This is a genomic window from Polaribacter septentrionalilitoris (genome assembly GCF_009832745.1).
Taxonomy (GTDB): domain Bacteria; phylum Bacteroidota; class Bacteroidia; order Flavobacteriales; family Flavobacteriaceae; genus Polaribacter; species Polaribacter septentrionalilitoris.
Genome location: NZ_VRMJ01000042.1, coordinates 269,364 through 295,481 on the forward strand (window position 1 = coordinate 269,364; position 26,118 = coordinate 295,481).

General features: G+C 30.5%; 22 protein-coding genes. 13 read left to right on the forward strand and 9 right to left on the reverse strand.

Annotated elements, in window-relative coordinates; translation table 11 throughout:
* A complete protein-coding gene (locus FP421_RS13785; RefSeq protein ID WP_159951566.1) occupies positions 1-1,014 on the reverse strand; it encodes a right-handed parallel beta-helix repeat-containing protein in 1,014 nt (337 codons plus the stop codon).
* 207 nt (positions 1,015-1,221) lie between these two features.
* Here FP421_RS13785 and FP421_RS13790 point away from each other — a divergent pair, with 207 nt between their 5' ends.
* The 5 genes from FP421_RS13790 (at position 1,222) to FP421_RS13810 (ending at position 8,650) form a co-directional block, all read left to right on the forward strand.
* Complete coding sequence (locus FP421_RS13790) at positions 1,222-4,419, forward strand: WD40/YVTN/BNR-like repeat-containing protein (protein ID WP_159951568.1); 3,198 nt, start codon at positions 1,222-1,224, stop codon at positions 4,417-4,419.
* Positions 4,420-4,426: 7 nt separating this feature from the next.
* Positions 4,427-5,104 carry a DUF2490 domain-containing protein gene (locus FP421_RS13795; protein WP_159951569.1) on the forward strand — a complete coding sequence of 226 codons (678 nt, stop codon included), beginning with the start codon at positions 4,427-4,429 and terminating at the stop codon, positions 5,102-5,104.
* Between the two features lie 10 nt (positions 5,105-5,114).
* Positions 5,115-6,509: a DUF819 family protein gene (locus FP421_RS13800; protein ID WP_159951571.1), complete on the forward strand. Its 1,395-nt coding sequence runs from the start codon at positions 5,115-5,117 to the stop codon at positions 6,507-6,509.
* Positions 6,510-6,575: 66 nt separating this feature from the next.
* Complete coding sequence (locus FP421_RS13805; RefSeq protein WP_159951573.1) at positions 6,576-7,277, forward strand: DUF4369 domain-containing protein; 702 nt, start codon at positions 6,576-6,578, stop codon at positions 7,275-7,277.
* A 203-nt stretch (positions 7,278-7,480) separates the two neighbouring features.
* Positions 7,481-8,650 carry an ATP-grasp domain-containing protein gene (locus FP421_RS13810; RefSeq protein WP_159951575.1) on the forward strand — a complete coding sequence of 390 codons (1,170 nt, stop codon included), beginning with the start codon at positions 7,481-7,483 and terminating at the stop codon, positions 8,648-8,650.
* Positions 8,651-8,786: 136 nt separating this feature from the next.
* Here the strand turns inward: FP421_RS13810 and FP421_RS13815 are convergent, their stop codons facing one another.
* Positions 8,787-9,551: an alpha/beta fold hydrolase gene (locus FP421_RS13815; protein ID WP_159951577.1), complete on the reverse strand. Its 765-nt coding sequence runs from the start codon at positions 9,549-9,551 to the stop codon at positions 8,787-8,789.
* A 3-nt stretch (positions 9,552-9,554) separates the two neighbouring features.
* On the reverse strand, positions 9,555-10,268 hold the full coding sequence (locus FP421_RS13820; RefSeq protein WP_159951579.1) for a pyridoxine 5'-phosphate synthase: 714 nt from the start codon (positions 10,266-10,268) through the stop codon (positions 9,555-9,557).
* Between the two features lie 60 nt (positions 10,269-10,328).
* Here FP421_RS13820 and FP421_RS13825 point away from each other — a divergent pair, with 60 nt between their 5' ends.
* From FP421_RS13825 to murI, 8 genes are all read left to right on the forward strand, one after another.
* A complete protein-coding gene (locus FP421_RS13825; RefSeq protein ID WP_159951581.1) occupies positions 10,329-10,988 on the forward strand; it encodes a CBS domain-containing protein in 660 nt (219 codons plus the stop codon).
* Positions 10,989-11,021: 33 nt separating this feature from the next.
* Positions 11,022-11,921, forward strand: coding sequence for an NAD kinase (locus tag FP421_RS13830; RefSeq protein ID WP_159951583.1), 900 nt, complete (start codon positions 11,022-11,024; stop codon positions 11,919-11,921).
* 106 nt (positions 11,922-12,027) lie between these two features.
* Positions 12,028-12,705, forward strand: coding sequence for a type IX secretion system protein PorG (gene porG, locus FP421_RS13835; protein WP_159951585.1), 678 nt, complete (start codon positions 12,028-12,030; stop codon positions 12,703-12,705).
* Between the two features lie 3 nt (positions 12,706-12,708).
* The gene (locus tag FP421_RS13840) at positions 12,709-13,452 is read left to right on the forward strand and encodes an isoprenyl transferase (RefSeq protein WP_159951587.1); all 744 of its coding nucleotides are present in this window, start codon (positions 12,709-12,711) and stop codon (positions 13,450-13,452) included.
* Positions 13,453-13,459: 7 nt separating this feature from the next.
* A complete protein-coding gene (bamA, locus tag FP421_RS13845; protein ID WP_159951589.1) occupies positions 13,460-16,015 on the forward strand; it encodes an outer membrane protein assembly factor BamA in 2,556 nt (851 codons plus the stop codon).
* 62 nt (positions 16,016-16,077) lie between these two features.
* A complete protein-coding gene (locus tag FP421_RS13850) occupies positions 16,078-16,776 on the forward strand; it encodes an OmpH family outer membrane protein (protein ID WP_236548124.1) in 699 nt (232 codons plus the stop codon).
* A 77-nt stretch (positions 16,777-16,853) separates the two neighbouring features.
* Positions 16,854-17,360: an OmpH family outer membrane protein gene (locus FP421_RS13855; RefSeq protein ID WP_159951591.1), complete on the forward strand. Its 507-nt coding sequence runs from the start codon at positions 16,854-16,856 to the stop codon at positions 17,358-17,360.
* A gap of 68 nt (positions 17,361-17,428) precedes the next feature.
* Complete coding sequence (murI, locus tag FP421_RS13860) at positions 17,429-18,223, forward strand: glutamate racemase (RefSeq protein WP_394350701.1); 795 nt, start codon at positions 17,429-17,431, stop codon at positions 18,221-18,223.
* Here murI and FP421_RS13865 read toward each other — a convergent pair.
* The 6 genes from FP421_RS13865 to FP421_RS13890 all read right to left on the reverse strand — a co-directional run bounded on the left by FP421_RS13865 (position 18,220) and on the right by FP421_RS13890 (position 26,019).
* On the reverse strand, positions 18,220-19,203 hold the full coding sequence (locus FP421_RS13865; protein WP_159951595.1) for a PorP/SprF family type IX secretion system membrane protein: 984 nt from the start codon (positions 19,201-19,203) through the stop codon (positions 18,220-18,222). The two genes, murI and FP421_RS13865, sit on opposite strands and share 4 nt — an antisense overlap.
* A 185-nt stretch (positions 19,204-19,388) precedes the next feature.
* Positions 19,389-21,215, reverse strand: coding sequence for a T9SS type A sorting domain-containing protein (locus FP421_RS13870; protein ID WP_159951596.1), 1,827 nt, complete (start codon positions 21,213-21,215; stop codon positions 19,389-19,391).
* A gap of 142 nt (positions 21,216-21,357) precedes the next feature.
* Positions 21,358-23,910: a SpaA isopeptide-forming pilin-related protein gene (locus tag FP421_RS13875; protein ID WP_159951598.1), complete on the reverse strand. Its 2,553-nt coding sequence runs from the start codon at positions 23,908-23,910 to the stop codon at positions 21,358-21,360.
* A 73-nt stretch (positions 23,911-23,983) separates the two neighbouring features.
* Positions 23,984-24,493 carry a DUF4402 domain-containing protein gene (locus tag FP421_RS13880; RefSeq protein WP_159951600.1) on the reverse strand — a complete coding sequence of 170 codons (510 nt, stop codon included), beginning with the start codon at positions 24,491-24,493 and terminating at the stop codon, positions 23,984-23,986.
* Positions 24,494-24,547: 54 nt separating this feature from the next.
* A complete protein-coding gene (locus FP421_RS13885; RefSeq protein WP_159951602.1) occupies positions 24,548-25,402 on the reverse strand; it encodes a fimbrial biogenesis chaperone in 855 nt (284 codons plus the stop codon).
* An 80-nt stretch (positions 25,403-25,482) separates the two neighbouring features.
* Positions 25,483-26,019 (reverse strand): DUF4402 domain-containing protein, encoded by a 537-nt coding sequence (locus FP421_RS13890; RefSeq protein ID WP_236548126.1) that lies wholly within the window; start codon positions 26,017-26,019, stop codon positions 25,483-25,485.
* Positions 26,020-26,118 lie beyond the last annotated feature (99 nt).

The following is a 26,118-nucleotide window of genomic DNA, read 5'->3' on the forward strand; positions in this document are numbered from 1 at the left end:
TTAGTTAGATTTACCGGTAAAGGTTACTTTTAACGTACCATTTTCTGGCACTTCTCCTGTAGAAGAAACAATTTGTATGGTAGGTATACCAAAAGGATGCAAAGTAGCTCTATAAGTATACCCATTACCCATAATACCAATTTGTTGGTTATTTAAACCTGCACTAATGGCTGGAGAACCTGTTCTTAAGGTAAAATCATTAGTGATGTCTGCAAAATCAGCATCGTTAAATTTAGTAAACTGTGGATTGGTATTTTCTAAAATATCTGAAAAAGATGAATTACTAGAACCACTTTCATTTACCTCAAAAGTAGCACCTCCGTAATTAAAGAACAAACAATTCGTTAAATTCAAATTATCAAACCTCTGTGTTAATGGGCTTGTAGATCTGCCTAAAAACATACAATTTTGCACCAAGGCTTTTTTCCCATTGGCATTATCTGCATTATAAATACCAACGCCTACTGGAAAAAGATTATTTGTGATAATTGTAGTATTAACCTCTTGTATACTGTTTATACTACCAGTAATGTAATTATTTGTAATTAATGTTTTTCTTGGGTTAAAAATACTACTAATAAAATTTCCTCTAATCGTAGCAATTCGATTTGTAGTAGTCGGGTTACCAAAAGAAATACCACTTGTAATCCAATTGTTTTCAATTAACAAGTTAGTGGCAAATGTTGTGCTAATAGACGATATTCGTAAACCTTTTATAATAGTACCAGAACCAGATAGTTTAATTTCTATACCTTGTATTTGAGCAGAATTTGTTCTTGGGGTTCTCCCTAACAACACAATTTTTTTATCAATTGCTACATTTCCATAACGAATAGTAGAAGAATGTACGTAAATAGTATCTCCTGTATTGGCAGCGTTAACGGCTTCTTGCAAATTGCTATACATAGCATTGGTATCCACTTTATTGTCTACAGATATTTGTGCATTCAATACTAATGAACAAGCAAAAACAGCTGTACAAATTACTTTTTTAATTAATGTCTTTTTTTTCATGACGATAAGTTTAAGTTAATATTTTCAAAAATAGAGACTACACAAAGGCAAGTAAATACCTATAAGTAAGTATTTTAAAATATCATTTCTATAATAAGATAAAAATCACATCCTTTATAAACTGTTAAAATAAACGCTCAATTATTATTGAGCGTTTTCTATTTTGTATCTTGTTCCCACTAATTCAAATCATTCAAACCTTACAAAATGAAAAAACTATTTACACTACTTTTTTTAGCTTGCTCTACCCTACTCTTTTCACAAGAGTTTTCAATGGATTTGGTAAAAAATATGAAACCTAGAAATATTGGCCCAGGAGGTATGTCTGGCCGAGTTACTTCTATTGATGTGGTAGAAAGCAATCCCGAAATCATGTATGTTGGTACAGCTTCTGGTGGAATCTGGAAATCGACTTCTGGTGGTGTAAAATGGGAACCGATTTTTGAAAAAGAACTCACTGCTTCTATTGGTGCTGTTGCCATACAACAATCTAATCCAAGTGTAGTTTGGGCAGGAACAGGAGAAGGAAACCCTAGAAATAGCTTAAATGGCGGATTTGGAATTTATAAATCTTTAGATGCAGGTAAAACCTGGAAAGCTATGGGTTTAGAAAAAACAAGGCACATTCACAGAGTCATTATAGATCCTACAAATCCAGATATTGTTTATGCTGCCGCTATTGGATCTCCTTGGGGAGAACACAAAGAACGTGGTGTCTATAAAACTATTGATGGTGGAAAAACTTGGAAACAAATATTGTTTACCAATATAAAATCTGGTGCTGCAGATTTAATTATGGACCCTACAAACCCAAACAAATTAATCGCTGCAATGTGGGAACATAAACGTGATCCTTGGTTTTTTAAATCTGGAGGAGAAGGAAGTGGACTATACATTACTCATGATGGTGGAGAAAACTGGAAAAAAATTACAGAAAAAGAAGGTTTTCCAAAAGGTGAATTAGGAAGAATTGGTGTGGCTATTGCTCCAAGTGAACCTAATGTAATTTATGCTTTAGTAGAAGCAAAGAAAAATGCCTTATACAAAAGTGAAGATGGAGGTTTTAAATGGAAAATGGTTAATAACAAACCAGGAATAGGAAATAGACCTTTTTATTATTCAGAAATTTATGTTGACCCTCAAAATGAAAATCGATTGTATACTGTTTTTACCTATGTAAATGTATCACAAGATGGAGGTAAGAACTTCAATCAATTAATGCCCGCTTACAATGCAAATAATGGCGTTCATCCAGATCATCACGCATGGTGGATTCATCCAAAGAATGGTAAATTTATGATTGATGGTAATGATGGTGGATTAAACATTACAAAAGATGGCGGTAAATCTTGGCGATTTATAGGTAATATTCCTGTAGCGCAATTTTATCACATTAATGTAGATAATGAATACCCTTATAATGTGTATGGTGGAATGCAAGATAATGGTTCTTGGAGAGGTCCTGCGTATGTTTGGAAAGCACAAGGAATTAGAAATTCGTATTGGCAAGAAATTAGTTTTGGTGATGGTTTTGACGTAGTTCCTGATAAAGACGATTCTAGATATGGATGGTCTATGAGCCAACAAGGTTCTGTGGTACGATATGATTATATTACAGGAAATAACTATTCTGTGAAACCTACGCACCCTGACGCAAATGTAAAACTACGTTTCAACTGGAATGCTGCCATTAATATGGATCCTTTTGATAGCAATACTTTGTATTTTGGGAGTCAGTTTGTACACAAATCAACTGATAAAGGACTGACTTGGAAAGTAATTTCCCCTGACTTATCAACCAATGATCCAGAAAAATTAAAACAAGCAGAAAGTGGTGGTTTAACCATGGATGCTACTGGTGCTGAAAATCACTGTACCGTTTTAGTAATTGAACCTACTGTTTTAGAAAAAGATGTTTTGTGGGCTGCTACAGATGATGGCCAAGTGCACATCACCAAAAACGGAGGAGATTCTTGGAAAAATGTTGCAAAAAACATTAAAGGTTTGCCAGAAAACAGTTGGATTACTCAAATAAAAGCATCTAACAAAAATAAAGGTGAGGCTCTTTTAATCGCTAACGATTATAGGCGTTTTAATTACACACCTTATGCGTACAGAACCAAAAATTACGGTAAATCTTGGGAGCGCATTGTAGATGAAAATGATGTACAAAGCTACACTTTATGTATTATCGAAGATCCTGAAAATGCAAACTTATTATTTTTAGGTACTGATGATGGTTTATACGTTTCTGTTGATGCTGGAGACAAATGGACAAAATGGACCAATGGTTTCCCAACTGTACCTGTTAAAGATTTAGTAATTCACCCAAGAGAACAAGATTTAGTTATTGGTACTTTTGGTAGAGCTGCTTGGGTTTTAGATGATATTAGACCATTAAGAGCAATTGCAAAAGGAAATGTAACTAGTAAAAAACTAGCATTATTTGCACCTCCAATTGCTTATCAGAATGCAAGCCAACAACCCACAGGAAGTAGGTTTGGAGCTGATGCATTATACCAAGGTGAAAATAGACGTCGTGGTGCACTAATTTCATACTACATCAATAAACCTGAGACAAAAAAAGAGGAAAAATCCTCTAAAAAGAAATCGAAGAAAAAGGTTACCGAAACTAAAAAGAGCGTAAAATACGACTCGATTAAACTTGAGGTTTTTGATGGTGCTCGAAAAATAAGAACCTTAAAATTTAAAGCTCCTAAAGAAAATGGTGTTCATAAAACAACTTGGTATTTAAGAGAAAAAGGCGTTGCTAGAGCATCTAGAAGCATTAGAAAATCAACAAGAGAACCTGGTGGCGTCACTGTTAAACCAGGAACTTATCGTTTAAAAATGACTTTTGGTGATGCTGTTTCAGAACAAAATATTAAAGTTGAGTTTGACCCAAGATTACAAATTTCGGATGCTGCTATCAATCAAAAATACAATGCTAGTAAAGAGCTCGAAAGCTACCAAGAAAAGATAGCTAACATTGTTAAACAATTGATAGAAAGCAAAAACACTGCTTCTTCAATAAAATCTGATTTATCTAAAGAAGATAAAAAGAAGTACAAAGATCAAATAAGTGCTTCCTCAAAAATTATTAAGAAAATAGATGGATTAATCGCATTATATTTAGGTAAAATTGATAAAAGACAAGGTATTACAAGAAACCCTGAGATAACAGTTACGCAACGTTTTGGCTTAGCGAGCAGATACATTCGCTCTCGTTTTGGTGAACAAACAGCTACAGAAACACAGTTGATGAATCAATTTAAAGATGAGTTTAAAAAAGCGGTTTCAGAAACCAACACATTCTTTAATAATGACTGGATTACCTATAAAAAATCTGTAGAAAACATTAATATTTCACCTTTTAAAGAAACTAATATTTATTCTACGAATTAATTATTCTATGAAAAAAACACTATTGCTTTTGGGCTTAAGTCTTATCTTCTATAAGGCTCAAGCTCAAATTTCTTCTGAAGATAAATTAGGAACTTGGTACATGTACAATGGTTCTCACAAAGTATCAGAAAAATTCACTTTAAAAACTAGCTTTCATGTAAGGTATTATGAATTTATCACAGAATATCAGCAAGAAATTTACAGAGTAGGTGTAAATTACGCTTTCAATAAAAAAATAAATTTAACTCTAGGGTCTGTGTATTCTATAAAAGATGTTTCTTATAAAGAAAATTTACCAGATTTGTACGAATATCGGCTTTATCAAGATTTAAATATGAAAGACAATTGGGGGCATTTTAAAGTAAAACATAGAATTAGATTGGCACAGCGTTTTAGAACACAAAATTTCGCAAACAAAACTACTCATAGAATTCGATATGGTTTATTTCTAAAATATCCGCTTTCTAAAAAACTAACAACTTATTGCTTTAATGAAATTTTCATAAAATTTGCAAAAAAAAGTTTTGGTGAAAATAGAACTGGATTTGGTTTTTTACAAAAAATGAGTGAACAATTACAAATAAAATTGGGCTACATGTACACTCAATTTAATAACACAAAATCGCATCGATTGCAACTAGGTGTTATTCTAAACACAAATCATCACACAAAGCAAACATTATAAAAAACAACATATGAGCATCTCAGAAATCAACAACGACATTCCTATATTTGCAGGTGATACCACAATTTTTGGAATTTTATGTGTTATTCTAGCACTGATTTTTTACACCTCTAAACTCAATTCTTTTTCCAAATTTTACAAAGTAGTTCCTGCTTTATTATTGTGTTATTTTGTGCCATCAATTTTTAGTTCTTTAGGTATTATTGCAGACAAATGGATAGACGTTCAAGCCACAATAACTCACTTAAACACGCTGTATGGCAACTTAGAAAATGTAACCAACTTAGCATCATTAAAAGCCTACATTGCTACAAATAATATAGACAGCGCTGTGTACGATCAGTTTACAGGAAAAAGTAGTATTTATTATGTTTCATCACGTTTTTTATTACCAGCTTCTTTGGTATTATTAACGTTGAGTATCGATTTAAAAGGCGTGTTTAAATTAGGTCCAAAAGCATTAATCATGTTTTTAACAGCTACAATTGGGGTGATGATTGGTGGACCATTAGCCATTTTATTTTTCAACTATGTAGCACCAGATATTTTAGTACAAGTAGAAGGAACAGAACTTTGGAAAGGACTTTCTACAGTGGCAGGAAGTTGGATTGGTGGTGGTGCAAACCAATTGGCAATGAAAGAACAATGGGAAGTTAGCGATAGCTTATTTAGTATTATGGCAGTGGTAGATGTTTTAGTTGCCGAAGTTTGGATGGCATTTTTATTATTGGGCGTTGCCAAATCTGATGCGATCGACAAATGGTTTAAAGCTGATAACTCATCCATCACAAACCTTAAAAATAAGATGGAAAAATTCACTTTAGAAACCGCAAGAATTCCGTCTTTTAACGATTTAATTATTTTATTAGGAATCGCATTTGGTGTAACCACAATTGGTCATTTTGTAGGAGATAATTTAGGAAGTTACATTACCAACAATGTTCCTTTTTTGGTTGATTTTGGCCTTGGAAGTTCTTTCTTCTGGTTAATTATTACAGCAACTACTATTGGTATTTTCTTATCTTTTACCAAAGCCAAAAGTTACGAAGGTGCAGGAGCAAGTAAAATAGGAACCGTTTTTATTTACATTTTAGTAGCCTCTATTGGTATGAAAATGAACCTGAATGCCATTGTAGAAAACATCAGTTTGTTTGCCATTGGTTTTGTTTGGATGATTATCCATGTAGGCTTACTATTTTTGATGGCAAAAATTATCAAAGCACCCTATTTCTTTTTAGCTGTAGGTTCTAAAGCAAATATTGGTGGTGCAGCTTCTGCCCCAGTTGTGGCAGGTGCATTTCATCCGTCTTTAGCACCAGTTGGAGTTTTATTAGCAGTTTTAGGATATGCATTAGGTACTTACGGAGCGTTTTTCTGTGCCTTAATGATGAAATGGGTAAGTTAAATTTTACAGTTTTTAATAGTCTTTATCTTGATAAATACGCATATTTGCAATCGAAATTTTAGATTTATGAAGAAAATTTTTACACTTTTTGCGTTATCACTTTTTATGGTAGCTTGTTCTTCTAAGAATGAAGGGAACATGATTGTTACTGGGCAAATTAAAGGTTTAAAAAAAGGAACCCTTTACTTACAGAAAATGAAAGACACTATTTTAGTTTCTGTAGATTCTGTTAAACTTGTAGGTAACGATACTTTTATTTTAACAGATGATATTGATACTCCAGAATTGTATTACTTAACCTTTGATGGAAATACAACAGATAAAAGAATTTTATTTTTTGGAGAAAAAGGTACTATTACCATTAATAATGATGTAGATAAATTTGGTTTTCAACCTGAAATTATGGGCTCTAAAAACCAAACCATTTTAGAAACTTACAACAAAATAAAAATGAAGTTTCAAAATGAGAGATTAGAATTTGTCAAGAAAAACCTTGAAGCACGAAAAGCCAATGATCTAGCGTTGATAGATAAATTACAAAAAGAGTACCAACAACTCTCAAAACGTAGAGTGTTATACACCACTAATTTTGCCTTAAATAATGCAGACACAGAAGTAGCCCCTTATTTAGGTTTAACAGAAATGTACGATGCTAGCTTACAATTGTTAGACACTGTAAACAACTCTCTTTCTCAGCGTGTTAAAACCACCAAATATGGAAAACGTTTTCAAGAATACGTTAAAGATCTAAAGAACAAAGAACAATAAAAATTTGTTGTTAATCTTATATAAAAACCGAGCTACATGCTCGGTTTTTTTTTGATTCAGTGTTTTTGCTTATTGTTTATTCCTCTTAAAAAACTAACTTCGCTCATTCCTAAACTAAATCATTGATAATAAGTTTCTTTAAGTGTTAACTGCCTTGAAATTGATTTACATAAAAACTCACAAAACAATAAATAAAAAATATAATGTATCTAATTGATAAGCCATATGTTTCTGATTTTCTTATCAACACCATTAAAGAAAATAACTACAAAGTTGTTGCAACTAAAATGGCTACTGAATTGATAGCTGATAATTCTTTAAATTGGATTAGCGAAAAAGAAGCTGTAGCAACTATAAAAAATACCTCTTCTCAGAGAATCTATTCTAATTCAGAAAATGTTCTTAGTTGGATTGATAAACACTTTTGGGGAAGTAAATTGTCAAAACAAATCAATACATTCAAAGACAAAGTAAAGTTCAGAGAGGAAATAAAAGACATATTTCCTGAATTTAAATTCCAAAAAATCAAGCTAGAAAACATTCAGACTATTCCTGATAAAGAATTGACATTTCCATTTGTTATAAAACCATCAATAGGTTTTTTAAGTATTGGTGTATATATAATTAACAATATAAAAGACTGGATACAGGTAAAAGAAGAAATAAAGCCAGACAATCTCAAAAGTATTTTTCCAAAAAATGTACTTGACACTTCCCATTTTATTATAGAGGATTTTATTCAAGGTGAAGAATACGCTATAGATTATTACCATAATGATAAAGGGGAGGTAATTATTCTAAATATTTTACATCATGTTTTTTCATCAGAAAAAGATACAAGTGACAGAGTATACTCTACTTCTAAAGCAATTATTAATCAACATAAGTTAAAATTAGAGAAGTTTTTAAACAAGATTGGAAATAAACTTCAATTAAAGAATTTTCCAGCTCATGCTGAAGTAAGAATAGATGAGAACGGAAAAATTGTTCCCATTGAAATCAACCCACTTCGATTTGGTGGTTGGTGCACCACAGCTGATTTATCTGGAGTTGCAGTTGGTATTAATACTTATAAGTACTATTTTGAAAATGCTTGTCCAAATTGGGACACCATATTTAAAGGAAAAGAAAACAAAATATTTAGTATTATCGTTTTAGATAACGCTTCAGGAATTAAACCTAATGATATTTCCAAATTTGATTTTGAAGCTCTTGCTAATGATTTTGAAAACCCTATACTGATTAGAGAATTAGACATTAAAAAATATCCTCTTTTTGGCTTTGTTTTTACAGAAACTGATTTTGACAATAAAAAGGAACTATATGACATCCTTAGTTCAGATTTAAAAAAATACATCAGTATTAAGAAATAAAAAGTTCAACACAATATTTACATTTGTTTTGATTACTTCATATTTTAAAATTTCTTCTAAAAATTATCATTCATATTGTTAATGATGAAATCAACTGAATATACTAGCAACTCAGAAAAATAAGAACGCTTAGAAATCAACCCAAAAAAGTAATAACTTCTTGGTAAAATTGTTTTGGATTTTCTGCATGCAGCCAATGTCCTGCATTTTTTATCTCAACAATTTTAGAATTCGGAAAATGCGCCTCTATGGTAGCTTCTTCATTCTTGGTAATATAATTAGATCTATCACCTTTTAGAAATAAAGTATCTTTTTCAAAAATGGTAAAAGGAGGCAAAGGCTCTCCTACTTCTGAGTTACTCTCTGTTAAAGACTGTAAATTAAATCTAAAATCTAACACACCTTTTTCTTTCCAATATACATTTTTCAACAAAAATTGACGCACTCCCAACTCAGGAATCAATGCAGCCAATTTTTTATCTACTGCTCCCCTAGTATTTTGTATCGAAAAATCAATGGAATTCAATCCTGCTAAAATTGCATTATGATGGGGTTGGTATTTTCTTGGAGAAATATCTACAACTATTAATTTATTTAGCAATTCTGGGTAAGTTACCGCAAACAACATTGCTGTTTTTCCGCCCATAGAGTGTCCAATAATGCAGACTTTATCCAATTTGTAATGCTGTATGTAGCTGTACAAATCTTCCACCAAAACTTCGTAATTAAACTCATCTGCATGAAAACTACGTCCGTGATTTCTTTGGTCTATTAAATGTACTTCAAAATCTTCCGAAAACTGATTCCCTAAGGTTTTCCAATTGTCAGACATTCCAAAATATCCGTGTAAAATCAACAACGGAGTTCCTTCACCAATAATTTTTGAATGTAGTATTTCCATATTTTATTGTAGTCTGTGCAAATACATATTCACGACGTTTTCTAGCCCTAAATACAAACTTTCAGCAATCAAAGCATGTCCAATAGAAACTTCTGCCAAATGCGGTATATGTTCTTTGAAAAACTTAATGTTATCTAAACTTAAATCATGACCCGCATTAATACCCAAACCTAAATCGTGAGCAACAATTGCAGCTTTTGTATATGGTTTTACAGCATTGACATTTCCCTTTTCAAACTCGCTTGCAAAATGTTCTGTGTAGAGTTCAATCCTATCAGCACCTGTTTTTGCAGCAGCTTCCATCAATTTTACATCAGTATCGATAAAAATTGAAGTTCTAATTCCGTTTTGTTGAAACTCTTTGATTACTTCTTGTAAAAAAGATTGATGCGTAATGGTATCCCAACCTGCATTAGACGTAATGGCATCTACAGCATCTGGCACCAAAGTAACTTGTGTAGGTTTTACTTCTAAAACCAAATCCATAAAAGATTGTATCGGATTTCCTTCGATATTGTATTCTGTAGTTACCACATCTTTTAAAACTCTAGCATCTTGATAACGAATATGTCTTTCATCTGGTCTTGGATGAACAGTAATACCCTCTGCACCAAACTCTTGAATATCTGTTGCCACTTTTAAAAGGTTGGGTACATTTCCTCCTCTAGAATTGCGTAAGGTTGCAATTTTATTGATATTTACACTTAATTTAGTCATTCTCTAAAATTAGAGTGCAAAGATAATTTATTAAATCATTTTATCCTATATTCGTGTTGTATGAATATTACAGAATACTTATCAGAAGAAATTAGACCACTTCGCTTAAAAGACGATGTAAAAAAAGCACAAAAAGTGTTTAAAAGCTACCCTATCACACATTTTCCTGTAATCGAAAACAACATGTTATTAGGTAATTTTGCGGAAGAAGATATTCAAACAATAGAAAATAAAGAAGACGAGTTGGTGATGTATAACCATTTATTGAACTCTTTTTTTGCGGATGAAAAAGCAACTGTTTTAGAATTACTTAAAATTTTTGCAGATAACGATTCCAATATTATTCCCATTTTAAATGATAAAAAGGAATATATCGGATATTTAGATTTGCGTGATGTGTTGGATGTATTTTCTTCAAGTCCGTTTATGATTGAAGAAGGAGAAACCTTAATTGTAGAAAAGTTACAAAACGATTTTTCAATGAGTGAGATTACACAAATTGTTGAATCTAATGGCGGTAAATTATTAGGACTTTATATTTCTGAAAAAACTGGAGAGTTTGTTCAAATTACAGTAAAAGTAATTTCGGATGAAATCAATGAAATTATGCAAACGTTTAGAAGGTATGATTATAAAATTGTATCCATGCATGAAAATGACATCTATCTAGAGGATTTGAAAAACAGATCAGACTATTTACAAAAATATTTAGAAATGTAACCTATACCAATAGGTTACACCAAAAATTACATTTTGAAAAAAGCAGCAATTTACGGACAATCTTATGCCATTTCATCAGAAAATGAAATTCGCACATTGGTAAGTGTTCTTGAAAAAAATAATATTGAATTTTACATTGAAATTGATTTTTACAACCTGCTAACACAACACAACATTATAGAAGATAAATACCCTTCTTTTAAAAGTTTTCGTGATTTAGACAGTTCTTTCGACATTATGTTTACCATTGGTGGAGATGGAACTTTTTTGCGATCTGCCACACATATTAGAGATTTGAACATTCCTATTTTAGGAATTAATACTGGTAGATTAGGGTTTCTTGCAAATGTGCCTAAAGATGCAATTCAAGAAAGTGTCGAGTTGGTCTTAAACGGAGAGTACACCTTGCAAGAAAGATCTCTTTTATCTATAAAAACAGAACCAGAAGTTAATGATTTTAAAGAATTAGACTTTGCCTTAAATGAAGTTACCATCGCCAAAAAAAACACCACTTCTATGATTGGCGTTAAGACGTATTTAAATGGTGAATACCTTACAAATTATTGGGCAGATGGTTTAATAATATCAACTCCTACAGGTTCTACAGGCTATTCACTAAGTTGTAATGGCCCTGTTATTTTGCCAGATTCTAAAAACATTGTTATCACTCCAATTGCACCTCATAATTTAAATGCAAGACCAATAGTAATTTCTGATGAGACTAAAATTACTTTAGAAGTAGACTCTAGAGAAAAAAGCTATTTAATTTCTTTAGATTCTAGAGTAACTACAGTACCAAATAACACCACTATTTTTATCGAGAAAACAGACTTTTCCATAAAAAGTATTTTGCCTAAAAACCAATCGTTTTTAAAAACACTAAGAGGTAAATTGTTGTGGGGAGAAGATATTAGAAATAAAACCAATCTTTAACCATTTTTTTACAATAATTACTCAAAATAGTTGTTATTCAAAAAAGACTGAATATTAACTTTATAAAGCAAATTGATTTACTTATATTTGCTCGCTATTTTTTAGAATGAAAAACAGTATATTATTTTTTGTATTGGTAAGTTTCGCAACCTTTTCAACAGCTCAAATCCATGAATTGGGTTTGTCTTTTGGTGGATCAAATTATGTTGGTGATATTGGCAAGAATTATTATGTCTATCCTAATAAACCTGCAGGTGCCTTATTTTATAAATACAACTGGAACCCTAGAATAGCGTTAAGAGCAACATACAGCTATTTACCAATTTCTGGCAATGACGAAGATGCTGACACCAGATTCAGAAAAGATAGAATGTATAGTTTTACAAACACAATACACGAAGTAGCATTAGGTATAGAGTATAATTTTTATGAGTTTAATATGTCTTCTGATGATAAAACTTGGACACCATATCTTCTTTTAGAGTTGGCTGCATTTAATTATACAAACGTAATATCTCATACTGCTGTGAATAATATTGATTTTGGCAACAAAACTTCAATAGCAATTCCTTTTGGTATTGGATACAAATCTAAGTTACATAAAAAATTAGCATTTGCAATCGAAGCAAAATTTAGGTACACATTCCAAGACGATTTAGATTTTGTTACAAAGGATACCCCTGCAATTAATATCGAAGGTACAGGTAATGATTGGTATATGTTCACGGGGGTTTCTCTGGTATATACTTTTGGTAGACCACCTTGCTATAAAGACGGTTTTTAAAATATGGATAAAAAACTACGCATAGACTTACAGAGAGTTCCTCAACATGTTGCTATTATCATGGATGGTAATGGGCGTTGGGCTAAAGGCCAAGGTATGAATAGGGTTTTTGGTCATAGAAATGCATTAACTGCTGTTAGACAATCCATAGAAACTGCTGCAGAAATTGGTGTTAAAGCAATCACACTTTATGCTTTCTCTACAGAAAACTGGAAAAGACCTAAACTAGAAGTAGACGCATTAATGAGTTTATTAGTAAACTCTCTTAAAAAAGAATATAATACTTTTCAAAAAAATGATGTTAAAGTAAATGCAATAGGTAATATTGGAGTGTTACCACAAAATGCTCAAAAAACTTTAGCAGATGTTATCGAGAAAACAAAAAAAAATCAAAGAATTGTAATGACATTGGCTTTGAGTTACGGCTCAAGAGAAGAAATTGTTAATGCAATTAAAAACATATCTAAAAAAGTTGTTAATAAAGACCTTTCGTTAAAAGAAATTGACGAAAAAACTATTAATAACCATTTATATACATTTAATTTGCCCGAGGTCGATTTAATGATAAGAACAAGTGGAGAACATCGCATTAGTAACTTCTTATTATGGCAAATGGCTTATGCTGAATTATATTTTACAGATGTACTTTGGCCAGACTTTAGACAAGAGCATTTTTATGATGCTATAATAGATTATCAGAATAGAGAGAGAAGATTTGGAAAGACAAGCGAACAAATTACAGAGTAAATTCATTATGAAATTATTTTCTGCTACCATAGTATTAGTAACACTTTTTTTTAGTTTTAGCACTAAAGCACAAAATGTAAAAGACAGTCTATCAATACAAAAAAAAGACACTACATCTGTTAAAAACATCTCTTTTGAAAAAGGTAAAGAATATATCTTAGGTGGTATTTCTGTAACTGGTTTACAGAAATTTAGTGAAGAAACTGTAAGGGTATTTACAGGCTTAAGAGTTGGCTTACCTTTAAAACTCCCTGGAGACAAACTTACAAGTGCCATAAAAAAACTTTATGAAAGCAAACAATTTAGCAATGTAGATGTTTACTTGGCTAAAATTGATGGTAACACCATATACCTTCAATTTGATGTACAAGAGTTACCTCAATTAAATCATGTTAACATTTCTGGTATAAAAAAAGGAAAAGCAAAAGAATTAAAAAAAGAAGCTGAATTAAAAACAGGTGCAATGGTAACAGATAACTTAGTTGTTACCACAAAAAATTATTTTACAAAAAAGTTTACCGACAAAGGTTTCTTGAAAACTAAAGTTAGTTTAGACGTAAAAAAAGATACAGGAGACATAAACGCTGTAAACATGTCTATCTACATTGATAAAGGAAAAAAAATAAAAATTAAAGACATTCTTTTTACAGGTAACGAAGCTATATCTGATAGAAAGCTCAGAAAAACGATGAAGAACACTAAAGAAAAAGTGATTGGTCGTTTCTGGAAATCATCAAAATATATAGAGGAAGATTTTCAAGAAGATCTCGAAAGTATATTAGACAAATATAGTAGATTAGGATACAGAGATGCAAGAATTTTAAGTGATAGTATATCCTGGAATCCTAATAACACAATAAACATTCACATAGATTTAGAAGAAGGTAGACAATATCGATTTGCAGAAATTCTATTTGTTGGAAATAAAGAGTATACAGATGAACAACTACAAAGGTATCTCAAAATTGAAAAAGGTGATGTTTATAATGGTGCCGTTCTAAAGGAAAGAATTCAAGGTGATGGTTCACCAACCTCACAAGACATATCTACTTTGTATCAAGACAATGGTTTTCTTTTTTCTTCTGTAAATGCTGTTGAAACTAGAGTAAAAAACGATTCTATTACAGTAGAGATTAGAATTAGAGAAGATGAAAAAGCTAGAATAAGAAAAGTAACAGTTTCTGGAAACGATAAAACAAATGATCATGTTTTATTTAGAGAACTAAGAGTAAAACCAGGAGATTTATTTAGCAGAAGTCAGATAATAAGATCTATTCGTGAAATTGGTCAGTTAGGTTTCTTTGACTCAAATGTTACTCCAGATGTAGTTCCAGATTACCAAAACAAAACTGCTGATATAGATTTTACAGTTGTAGAAAAGGGAGGCAGTCAAATAGAATTACAAGGTGGTTATGGTGGTGGTTCATTCATTGGTACTTTAGGATTATCTTTTAATAATTTTTCTATTCGTAACATTTTCAACAAAGATGCATACAAACCTTTACCAATGGGTGATGGTCAAACTTTATCATTACGTTTACAAACAAGTAGAACATTTAGCACATATAGTTTCTCTTTTACAGAACCTTGGTTAGGTGGTAAAAAGCCACAATCTTTATCCTTTTCTATATACTCTTCTAATCAATATCAATTAGATCCAAGAACTTTTGATGTAGATAGAAGCCGAAGTTTAGGAATTATAGGTGCCTCTGTTGGTTTAGGAAAACGTTTAAAATGGCCAGATGATTATTTTCAATTGTCACAAACAATTGCATACCAAAGCTTTAAGCTAAAAGATTATGGTTTTAGAGTTGGTAATAATATTTTAAGTAACGGTACTTTAAACAACTTGTCATATAACGCTGTTATTTCTAGAAACTCAGCAGGTCCAAGTTTAATATTTCCTACTTATGGTTCTGAGTTTTCTTTTGGAGTAAAAGCAACTTTTCCTTATTCATTAGTTAACGGAAAAGATTATTCGATTCCTTCTGGATTATCACAGTCAGAAAGAAATGCTAGAGTGGCAGACAATTATAAATGGCTAGAGTATTATAAATTTAATGCTAAAGGTAAATGGTACACTTCGTTTACAGATAAATTAGTTTTAATGACAAATGCTGAATTTGGATTTTTAGGATTTTACAACTCTGAGGTAGGTCTCTCCCCTTTTGAAAGGTATTTTGTGGGTGGTGATGGTATTGCTGTTTTTCAATTAGATGGTAGAGAAGTTGTAGGATTAAGAGGTTATGAAAATAATCAATTATCATCAATAGATGGTGGTTCTATTTACAATAAATTCCAATTAGAATTACGTTATTCTATTACAGATTCACCTTCTGCATCTATTTATACATTAGGATTTTTAGAAGCTGGTAACTCTTATGACAATTTTGAGACATTTAATCCGTTTCAACTAAAGCGATCTGCTGGTTTGGGTGTAAGAATTTTTATGCCTGCCTTTGGTTTACTTGGTATTGACTTTGCTCATGGATTTGATCCACTACCTGGTAGAATTGAAAAATCTGGTTGGCAGACACATTTTATCATAGGAAGACAGTTCTAAGAAAATTGTAAATTTGTATATCTTATTTTTTTGGCATGGTTTTTTCTAAATACATTATACAAATGAAAAAAATAATTTTATTAATCGTTCTTTTACTTAACATTAGTATTTCTTGGTCACAAAGAAATCAAATTATTGCCTACATAGATATGGAGTACATTCTTGAGAATGTACCTGAATATCTTGAAGCACAAAATACACTTGATGCAAAAATTGCCAAGTGGCGAAAAAAACTAGATGACCAAGCAAGACATATAGAGGTTCTTAAAACTGATTTAGCTAATGAAAAAGCAATTCTTACAAAAGATTTGATTGAGGAAAAAGAAGAAGAAATCAATCTAAAACAACAAGAATTAAGGAGGTTAGAATCTTTATACTTTGGTCCTAATGGTGATATGTTTATGATTCGTAAGCAATTGGTAAAACCTATTCAAGATCAAGTTTACAATGCAATTCAAAGTATTTCTAAAAGAAAAAAATACGATTTTGTTTTTGATAAATCAAGTGATTTGGTCATGCTATATTCCAATAAAAAATACGATATTAGCGAACTTGTTTTATCAACCATAGACAGAACAAGGTTAATTAAACAAAAGAACGAAAAAAGAGAAGCAAAAAAGAACAAAAAGAAAGCGACTCCAAAAAGAGAGTTAACAGAAAAACAGAAAACCGCGCTGAAAAAGAAACAAGATGCAGCTGCAAAAAAAATTGCAGATAGAGAAGCAAAGAAAAACAAAGAGAAGAAAAAAGAAAACTATTAAGAGAGAAAAAAGAAGCTGCAAGAAAGAAAAAAGAACAACAAAAAAAAGACGAGAATAATAATTAAATTAAAACAAGAATGAAAAATTTAAAAACGTTACTATTAATTGCTGTATTTACTTTAGGAGTAGGTGGTGTTGCAAATGCACAAAAAATGGGTCACATTGACTTTGAAAAACTAGTAGCAGCTATGCCAGCAACAAAAACTTTAAAAGCTGATATGGAAAAATTAGGTAAAACTTATCAAGATGAGATTACCGGAATGGAGAAAAAATTAGAAGCTACTAGAAAAAGATACGTTGCTGAGTCTAAAACTCAAACCAATGAAACTAATGATAAAAGAGCTCAAGAGTTGCAACAAGAAGGTTTAAAAATTGAACAAGCTAGACGTTTTGCTTACCAAGACATGCAGAAAAAACAAGCTGATGAATTACAACCTATTGTAGAAAAAGCTCAAAAAGCAATTGATGAAGTTGCTGCTTCTAAAGGTATTGTTTATGTATTAGATGCATCTAAAGGTAAAGGATTGTTAGTTATGAAAGGTGAAGACTTATATAACGCTGTTAAAGCTAAATTAGGTTTCTAAATATTAGAACTTAAATAAATAATTAAAACCTACTGAAATCAGTAGGTTTTTTTATTTTTACAAGAATGATTACATCCAACAATTTTCCAATCGGTATTTTTGACTCTGGTGTTGGTGGCACCTCTATTTGGAAAGAGATAACACTACTTTTACCAAATGAAGATACCATTTACCTTTCTGACAGTATTAACGCTCCATATGGTGAAAAAAGCAAAGATGAAATCATACATCTATCTATAAAAAACACAGAATTTTTATTAGATAAAAATGCAAAACTAATTGTTGTAGCTTGCAATACTGCAACAACTAACGCAATAAAAGTTTTACGTGAAAAGTATACTGTTCCTTTTATAGGAATAGAGCCAGCGATAAAGCCTGCTGCTTTAAAAACTAAAACAAACACTATTGGTATTCTTGCTACAAAAGGAACCTTAAACAGTGCGTTATTCGAAAAAACATCAAGCACCATAAACCAAAAGGTTTTTAAAAAGGAAATTATTGGAAAAGGTTTGGTAGAACTAATCGAAAACGGAAAACTTTACTCTAAAGAAATGACCGAGTTATTATCTTCATATATTATTCCTTTATTAAATCAAAATGTAGATTGTTTGGTTTTGGGCTGTACACATTATCCATATTTAATTCCACAAATAAGAAAAATTGTTGGTAATAAAATCCAAATTATAGATTCTGGTCAAGCTGTTGCAAGACAAACAAAAGCGATTCTAGAAAAACACCAATTGACAAACACTATCAATAACACACCCAAACATCAATTTTTTATCAATAAAAACAAAGATGTTTTAGAATTCTTAATTTCAAAAAATGATATGAATACAGTAGTTGAAGAACTCTATTTTTAAAAACTCCCATAAGGAGAATTAATATTAGGACAAGCTGCTGCTCTTGGTTCTTTAGTCCACAAGTTTATTCCAAATGAAAATTGGTGAAAACCAGAATTGGTAAAAACGGTATCATTCATTTGGTTTGTATAGGTATAAGAAAACATTAAATTTTTGTAGTTGATTCCTACAATTGGTGATAAAAATTGAGCATTTTCTACTGCGTTAGCATCAAAACTTCTTCTATAAGATAATACAGCCCAAAATTGAGTATTCGAAAATGTTTTATACGCTTTTACATTAAAATCTGCTATAGTTTGCCCTGTACTTTCTCTAAACTGAAGCATTATTGATGGCTCTAATTGAATAAACTTATCCTCACCATAATAATATCCTGCAGATAGGATATAATTTCTTAAATCTACAGGTTCTTGAATATTTAAACTGTTTTTTGCAGTTAACAATAAATTTCTTACAGTAAAATAAGAAGAGAAACCTTTGTAATGATAAGCCATTCCAAAATCTGCATTGTAATAACTAGTACTTTGTACAATATTAGCTACATTAGGATCTCCAATAAATGTTCTTTGATCTGATTGATTTTGTACAAAACTAAATGACAAACCAAATGAAAGTTGTTGAAAAATCTTAGAAGTGCTTAAAGGCAAATGGTAAGCATAAGTTCCTTGTATTCCTTTTTGAGAATGAAACCCATTTTTATCATTAAATAAAACAAATCCGTAAGCAGCATTAGACTCCTCATGAAACTTAGTATGAAAACTCATAGTTTGTAAAGCTGGTGCGTTAGGCACACCTGCCCACTGTTGTCTTGCTGTTAACCTTAACTTACTTGAATTCCCTATACCTGCAGCAGCTGGATGTACCAAGTACACATTGTCTGATAAATAATCTTGGTAAATTGGTAATGTTTCTTGAGCTCGATTATTCATCGAAAAAAAAACAATACCCAAAAGGCAAATTCTAATGTAAATTAACTTCATTAAGGCTTAATTGTCTTTGAAAAAGACCAAAGATATTACATTTATAGTTTATGAATACTTTTTCGTGAAAATATTTAACATTATCTGTAAGTAAAAATCTCTTTCTAAAATTTAATAGAACTAAAAAAATAAAAAACCATAGTAATGTATTATAATTACTAAAAAAAGATCTCTTATTATCAATATTAATAAACAATAATCTTTTTTCGTATACTTTTATTTTTATTTCTTAACGTTACGATGTATAACTGTTTTTTTAAACCTGAAGTTAAATAATGAATTCTTTTTCTTTCTAAATTTTTTGATATTATTTTCTTACCTATAACATTGAAAACCTCAACTTGAGTATTACTATGTATAGTACTCAAATCAATTACAATATTTTTACCATTATAGTAAATAGGTACTTCTAAAATATTTTCTTTTAAAACTAATTCCTTTGACATAAAATGAATAGTAAATCTATCTGAAAGATCATTTAGAGAACTATTAAAGGAATATTCAGAGGATGTTAATAAATCATGTAATGTTTTAGTCTTTTTATCTTCTAAGGTTAGATACTCAAAATTGCTATCATTTAAATCTACTGTCAACATATAATCCCCATTTGCCCCTGAAACAAAACTTATTGGAACAGAAGCATTTTGATTGATGTCTGTTAAATATTTGACAGATAAATTATCTAAACCAGATTGAGTATAAACCGATAAGGCAGATTTTACTGAACTAAAAAGTTTTGTCGCTCCTGGTTTGTTCTCTGAATGTCCAAATTGAAATAAAACCTCATCAAAACCTAAACCTGATTTTGATTCAATTTTCACTTTTAAATTTTTTATTGATTTTTTTGTTTTTGTTTTCATCCAATAACTTGAAACTGAATGTAATCGTATATTATTAGTCATTGTAAGGTTAGCATTACTTTCTGCTCTAACAAAAAACCCCTGCATTGAAGGAATATACTGAGTTACATTATTAGTACCTCTACTTCCATTAGAATTAAAAACGCCATAATTATTTGCTGTAGGATTCCAGATCCACATGTCATAACCTCCTCCAGAAGTTACTAAATTGTCACGTGTCCATCCTGAAATTGCTTTCCAATCTATTGCAGAAGGGTATGGATTGCCGATAAGATTAAATCCTTTTAAGTTTACATCAGTAGTATTATCTGCTGTTGTAGCATAACTAACAGTACCATTATTTAATGTTCCTTGAAAATTAAAAGTTGGATTTGATTGTTGAACAGAATACAAGTACCCCCTAGCTATAACAAAATTTTCTGAAGGATGAACAGTTGACCAACTTGGTGCTGTTGTTGTATTTAACTGATATACCCAACAGGGTGTTGACTCATCCCAAACATACATGTCATATCCTGTTCCATTACCATAAGTTCCTGAAGGAACCCAATTAGAACTTGCTATAGGTTGATTTGATACAGGTGATGCTAAAAAATGCCAATCTTCTGAAGCTCCACTTATATACCTTTCTACTGTTGCTGCAATGTTATCTGTATTATGAATAATTGAGGCTGTACCTGTATTATTGGATTTTAATACAAGACCATTATTTCCTGCTAAATTAGAAATATCTCCATTTACTGTTAATTGTATTCCAGGTGAAATTGAGTATGAATTTCCTAAATTAATCAAAAAATAATTACTCACAACTGCATTTATAGATTGCGTAACTCCAGAGACATTATCAATAACAAGATTAAAGAAATTTATTTCATTTGCTGTTCCAGAAATAGATTGACTTTCTAAATTAGAATTATTAAAAAAAGTCGTTCCAGAAACTGAAGTTATCAAACCATTATTTATATAATTACCTTGTAAACTAAGCGTTCCGTTATTAATAAAGTTACCCGTTGATTTATTAGTATATTCATCTAAAAAAGAAACAGTTGTAGACGCAGAAATTGTAAACTCTCCCTCATTAACTATTTGTGAGTAAATGATTGAGTTTAAAGAAATCACCATGAAATAAAGGAAAAAAAATACCGATTTCATTTCTTAAAATTTTACATTAAACTGTCTCTTAAAAATACAAAAAAAAGTAACCATTTCCTACTAAAATCACCACTTATACAACTATAAAACAAGGAGTTATTATTAAAATTAAAACTCAACTATTATCTTATCAATTTTATTTTTATTTCTCAGATAAAATAAAATTTAAATTTTCAACAAAATCACCTTTCATAGAGGGGTTAATTGTAACTTTTAATGGTTTCTTATCAACTTTATAGCCTATTCTTTTTAATTGTTCTTCATCTATTTGCAATGTATATTCTCCTGGCTTTAAACCTAGGTAACTATAATATCCATCATGTTCACTTTTTGTTTTTGCAACTAATTTTCCTGATTGATCAAAAATTTGAATGGTTATTCGTCCTAAGCCGTTATTTTGACTTCCATTTTTCTCATAAATCATTCCTGTTACTTCACCAAAAACTAATACTGGAATTTCAATTTTCTTAAATTGATGAGGATCAACTAAAACTTGGTATGTTTTGTATTTAAACTTCCAACCTATATTTTCCAATTCACCATCATCAAAAGTAAGTTTGTATTTTATAAAAGAATTTAAATCTGAAATCCTAATTATAGAATCTTTTTCAAAACTTTTAATTTTACCTCCTGATATTCTTACATTCTTAACAAAAACTCTGGGTTCACCTATATCTTTTTTATCATTTTGGTTTAAGTCAAGAAACGGATGACAGATAATACCTCCTTTACCCATAGCAGAATTATAAGCTGTATTTACTCTTCCATTTCCTGCTCCAAAAGCTAAACTACCTTGCATATTTTCTTGAAGAGCTAACTGATTGTTATTGTAAAATGAGCTAAAACTAGTTCTTGAAAAGGAAAAATCATACCTGATACTAAAATTAAAAATGTTGGTGCTAAATTGTATGTTTTTTTCTACTGAAGCAGCATAGGTAATTCTGTTTGCTCTTTTTTCTATTTCAGCACGAATTCTCATCAAACTATTATCAGAAATATTATATTGAATGGTTGGACGAATTATAAAACCATTATTAAATCTTCTCGAAAAAACTAAAGAAGATGTTATAAAAGGATTTTGATTATTTATCCAGTTAGAGGCCAGAGACATGTTTAATGAATTATTTCTATAGCGTGTAGAGATTAATGCATCAATTTGGTTAAAATTAAAGGCATCATAAATAAACTGGTTAAAGGTTAATTTTGTATTACCACTAATTTTTTTAAATCTAAAAGGTAAAGATAAACGCATCTTTCTTTCCTCATTCATTAATTCTATGGTTGCTTGTTGTCCTTTTTTATATTTATTAAAATCAAATTCTAAAAAAGCACTTCTACCAAAGTAATAGTTTAAAGTACTTTTAAAACTTACGTTATGTGCATACTTAAAATTTAGAATCATTTTAGAAAATGGTTGAATTGCTAAATTTGCAAAAGGTATATATGGGTGTTCAGGTATACTAGATAAGTATTCTATACCTGTTCCAATAGTAATCGATTTATTTATACCATAATTTACCTCACTTCTAGCAAATGAACTTCCTGCATCATCTTCTAAAACACCACCTGCTATATTATACTCTAAAACACCTGATGGCATAAAAGTATAAGGTGTATTTATTATTTTTTCTTCTATACGCTCTTCTCCTAACGGACCGTAAAACTTTAATGTTAACGTAGTATAACCGTAAACAACAGGAACATTAAACAAATAAAAACCTGAAGCATCTGTTGATGTATAATCTACTAAAGCATCATTGATGTATAATTCAACTGTCCAATTTGGCTCACTATAATCACTAATGGTATATGTTCCTTTTGCCTTTCTAATGGTATTGGGAGAATTGTTAATTCTAGCACCAATAACTGGGGCTCTTAAAAAAGAAATTGTTTGTGTTGATATTTTACCAAGTTGCACCTGTTTTACAATATTATTGTCATTGTTGATCCAACGCCAATTATAATAAAGTTGTCTTCGATCAAATTTTCTTCGATCTAAGTAATTTATAGAAACTCTAGCTTCACCATAGAACAACTCACTTCCAAGGCCTAGATAAAATCTATTATTTGGTTTAAAACCCTTTGTTTGAAATGATGATACAGCCCAATCTATTGCACCACCTTTAAAAAGGTGATAATCTCTACCTATAATTTTATCAAAAGTATCTTCATCACTAGATTGTAGCCTTTTGATATTTTTACGAATTTTTTCTAACCGTGCTAATTTTACACTTGGTAATTCAAAATTAGCTTCTAGCTTTATAGATAAAGACCTAAAATTAAATATCAATTCCATATTAAAAGCTTCATTTAATATACTTGTTTCAACATAAATAGCACCTAATTTATAAGCAATACCATTTTCGGATTTTACAATTGTATTTCCAATAGTAATTTGTTTTGTATTTAAATCAATTTTATAAGTTATCGTTTCATTCTCTATAAAACCTTTTAAGATAGTCCCATTATTTTCTGATGTAACATAAATACCTAGTTTTTTAAATAACTCTTCCACATTTACATAAGCCAAACTTTTACCTGTAATAATGGCATCCACTTCAAATTGAAGATAACCTTTTACAATTACATCAATAGGCACCTGATCAAAAGAAACAATAGGATCTAATTTGATTTCTTTATATTCTGAGGGAGTTGTTTTTGCATAAAAACTAATTATAATGAAGAAAAACAGCAAGAAGATATATGTCCGGTTTTTTAAGGACTTTAGATATAAAAAAGGGCGATATGAATCTTTTGTAAACATCCATTTATTCTTGAGTAAAAACTAGCGGAAAACTACCAGAATATATTCCAGGAATGGTATTTGCTGGAATTATTAATTTTCCGCCAACTCTTAACACTGTTATAAAATTACAATCATTGCTAGAAAAAAATTCAGCTCCAGATATTCCTCGATCTGTTGGACCTACAACCAATTCTATTTCTCCTCCATTACTACCATTAATCATTACAGAATAATCATAAGTGATCGCAATTTTTCTACCCTGACATAATTTAATTTCGAAAATAGCAGGTGTTACAGTTGCTGTATTTAAAGACACCACACCACCTGTAACATTGATATTACCTTGATAGTCTACCTCTATAGTGCCAGCACCTGCTACATAAAAAACGCCAAAATCTATTGGTTGTGTTGGTAATGCTGTAATATTTCGGTCTGGTAATGATGGCTGAGCAATTATTGCTGTTATGAAAAGTAAAAACATAAAAAGCAGCATCAACTTTAATGAGGGTAATATGTTTGCTCGTCTCTTCATCTTAAATTATGTTAAAGACTAATTAATATCTTGATTGCTACTTAAAAAAGTAATTTATAATTTTAAACTAGCTTCTGATAGTATTTCATCACTTTTGTTTTTGGTGAAAACTATATGTAATTTACCCTCATCAAAATTCATGTTTTTTGACGATTTTAACTTTATTCTGATGATTCTTAGGTTTCCTGGTGTATAAACACCAACTCCATTAATTTGACCAACTTTTAAAACTTTATTGTTTTTATCTATATAATTGATACTTAAATCTCCATAGATAGACATATTACCTATTCTATTTAAATTAAATTTCAAAATTCTTTCTTCAAAATTTACTGTTTTTAACTCTAAATCTGATAATGAAACTACAGTTGTATTCTCTCCAATCCTAAAAATACATGGAATAGATATACCAAAAATGGGTTTTAATTTTACAGAAATATTTACGGTATCTTTTTTCTTGCTTACATCTTGTAAATCACCCTCATCTTCTACTGCCCTAAAGTAGAGGTGAGATCGATACTCACCCTCTACAAGGTTCTTCGTATTTCTAAGTTGTACTTTTAAAGTTTGTGATTGATAAGGCTCTAAAATAACTTTACGAGGAAAAAACCTTAAGTTTGATGATGCAAATTTTAAACCTTCTTCGGGTAATAAAATAACCTTCATTTCACCATTTTTGGTCATTTTATATTCAACAAAAGAAATATTATAGATAGCTTTTTTACTACCAGTGTTAGTTAAAACAACTTTTTTAATATTCTTTTTTCCGTCAAATACGATACGTGTAGGATATACTAATAAATTACCTTGCGCTACTATTGGAGCTATTGTTGAGATAGAAAAAACAAATAACAATAGATATTTAAAAACAGCAACCTTTAAGAAGGTTTTATTTACACATAAATCCATAATAGCTTTATTATATATTTAACAAGAATTAAAATAAATCAGATTTATTTATAAAGAATAAACCTGATTTATTGAAGAACTTAATTATAAGCAACTGTTACTGTAAAAGAACCTGTATACTCACCTGCTGTCTCATCATTATCAAGTGTTAGGGTAGCTCCTACTTTTACAGTATCTGTACCTCCCCCAGATAATGTTCCTGTTGTACCTGTAGCGTCATCAGTTAATGAATAAGCTACAAAAGTACCTACTTCCATTTCTTGACTACCTGCATTTGTTATAGTTATACTAGCTTCTGAAAAAGCAATAGAATAGGTGTATGATGCTTCTCCAGTAATTGAAAATACTGCTGCAGCTGGGGTTACTCCTTGATCACCAGGATTCATAGCATCAACACTAAAAGTTCTAACACCTGTTGTTGCTACTGTTACAGTACCTGTTCCTTTAATCATTGTTCCAAACTGCAAATCTGCAGATTTTTCTATTGCAATTGGCGCTACAATGGTAGCATATGCTGTTGCTGATGCATTGTCTGTATTAGTTGTCTGTGCAACTAAATTGTTTGAAAGCCCTGTTATCATCCCGATAACAAACAGGCTAATTATAATTTTTTTCATGACTTAAATAATTTGTTTATAATTCATAACATTATGAATTAAGTGTATAGTTTTTAATGTTAATTTAATGTGTATTTATCCATATTTTCAGTCTTTTAT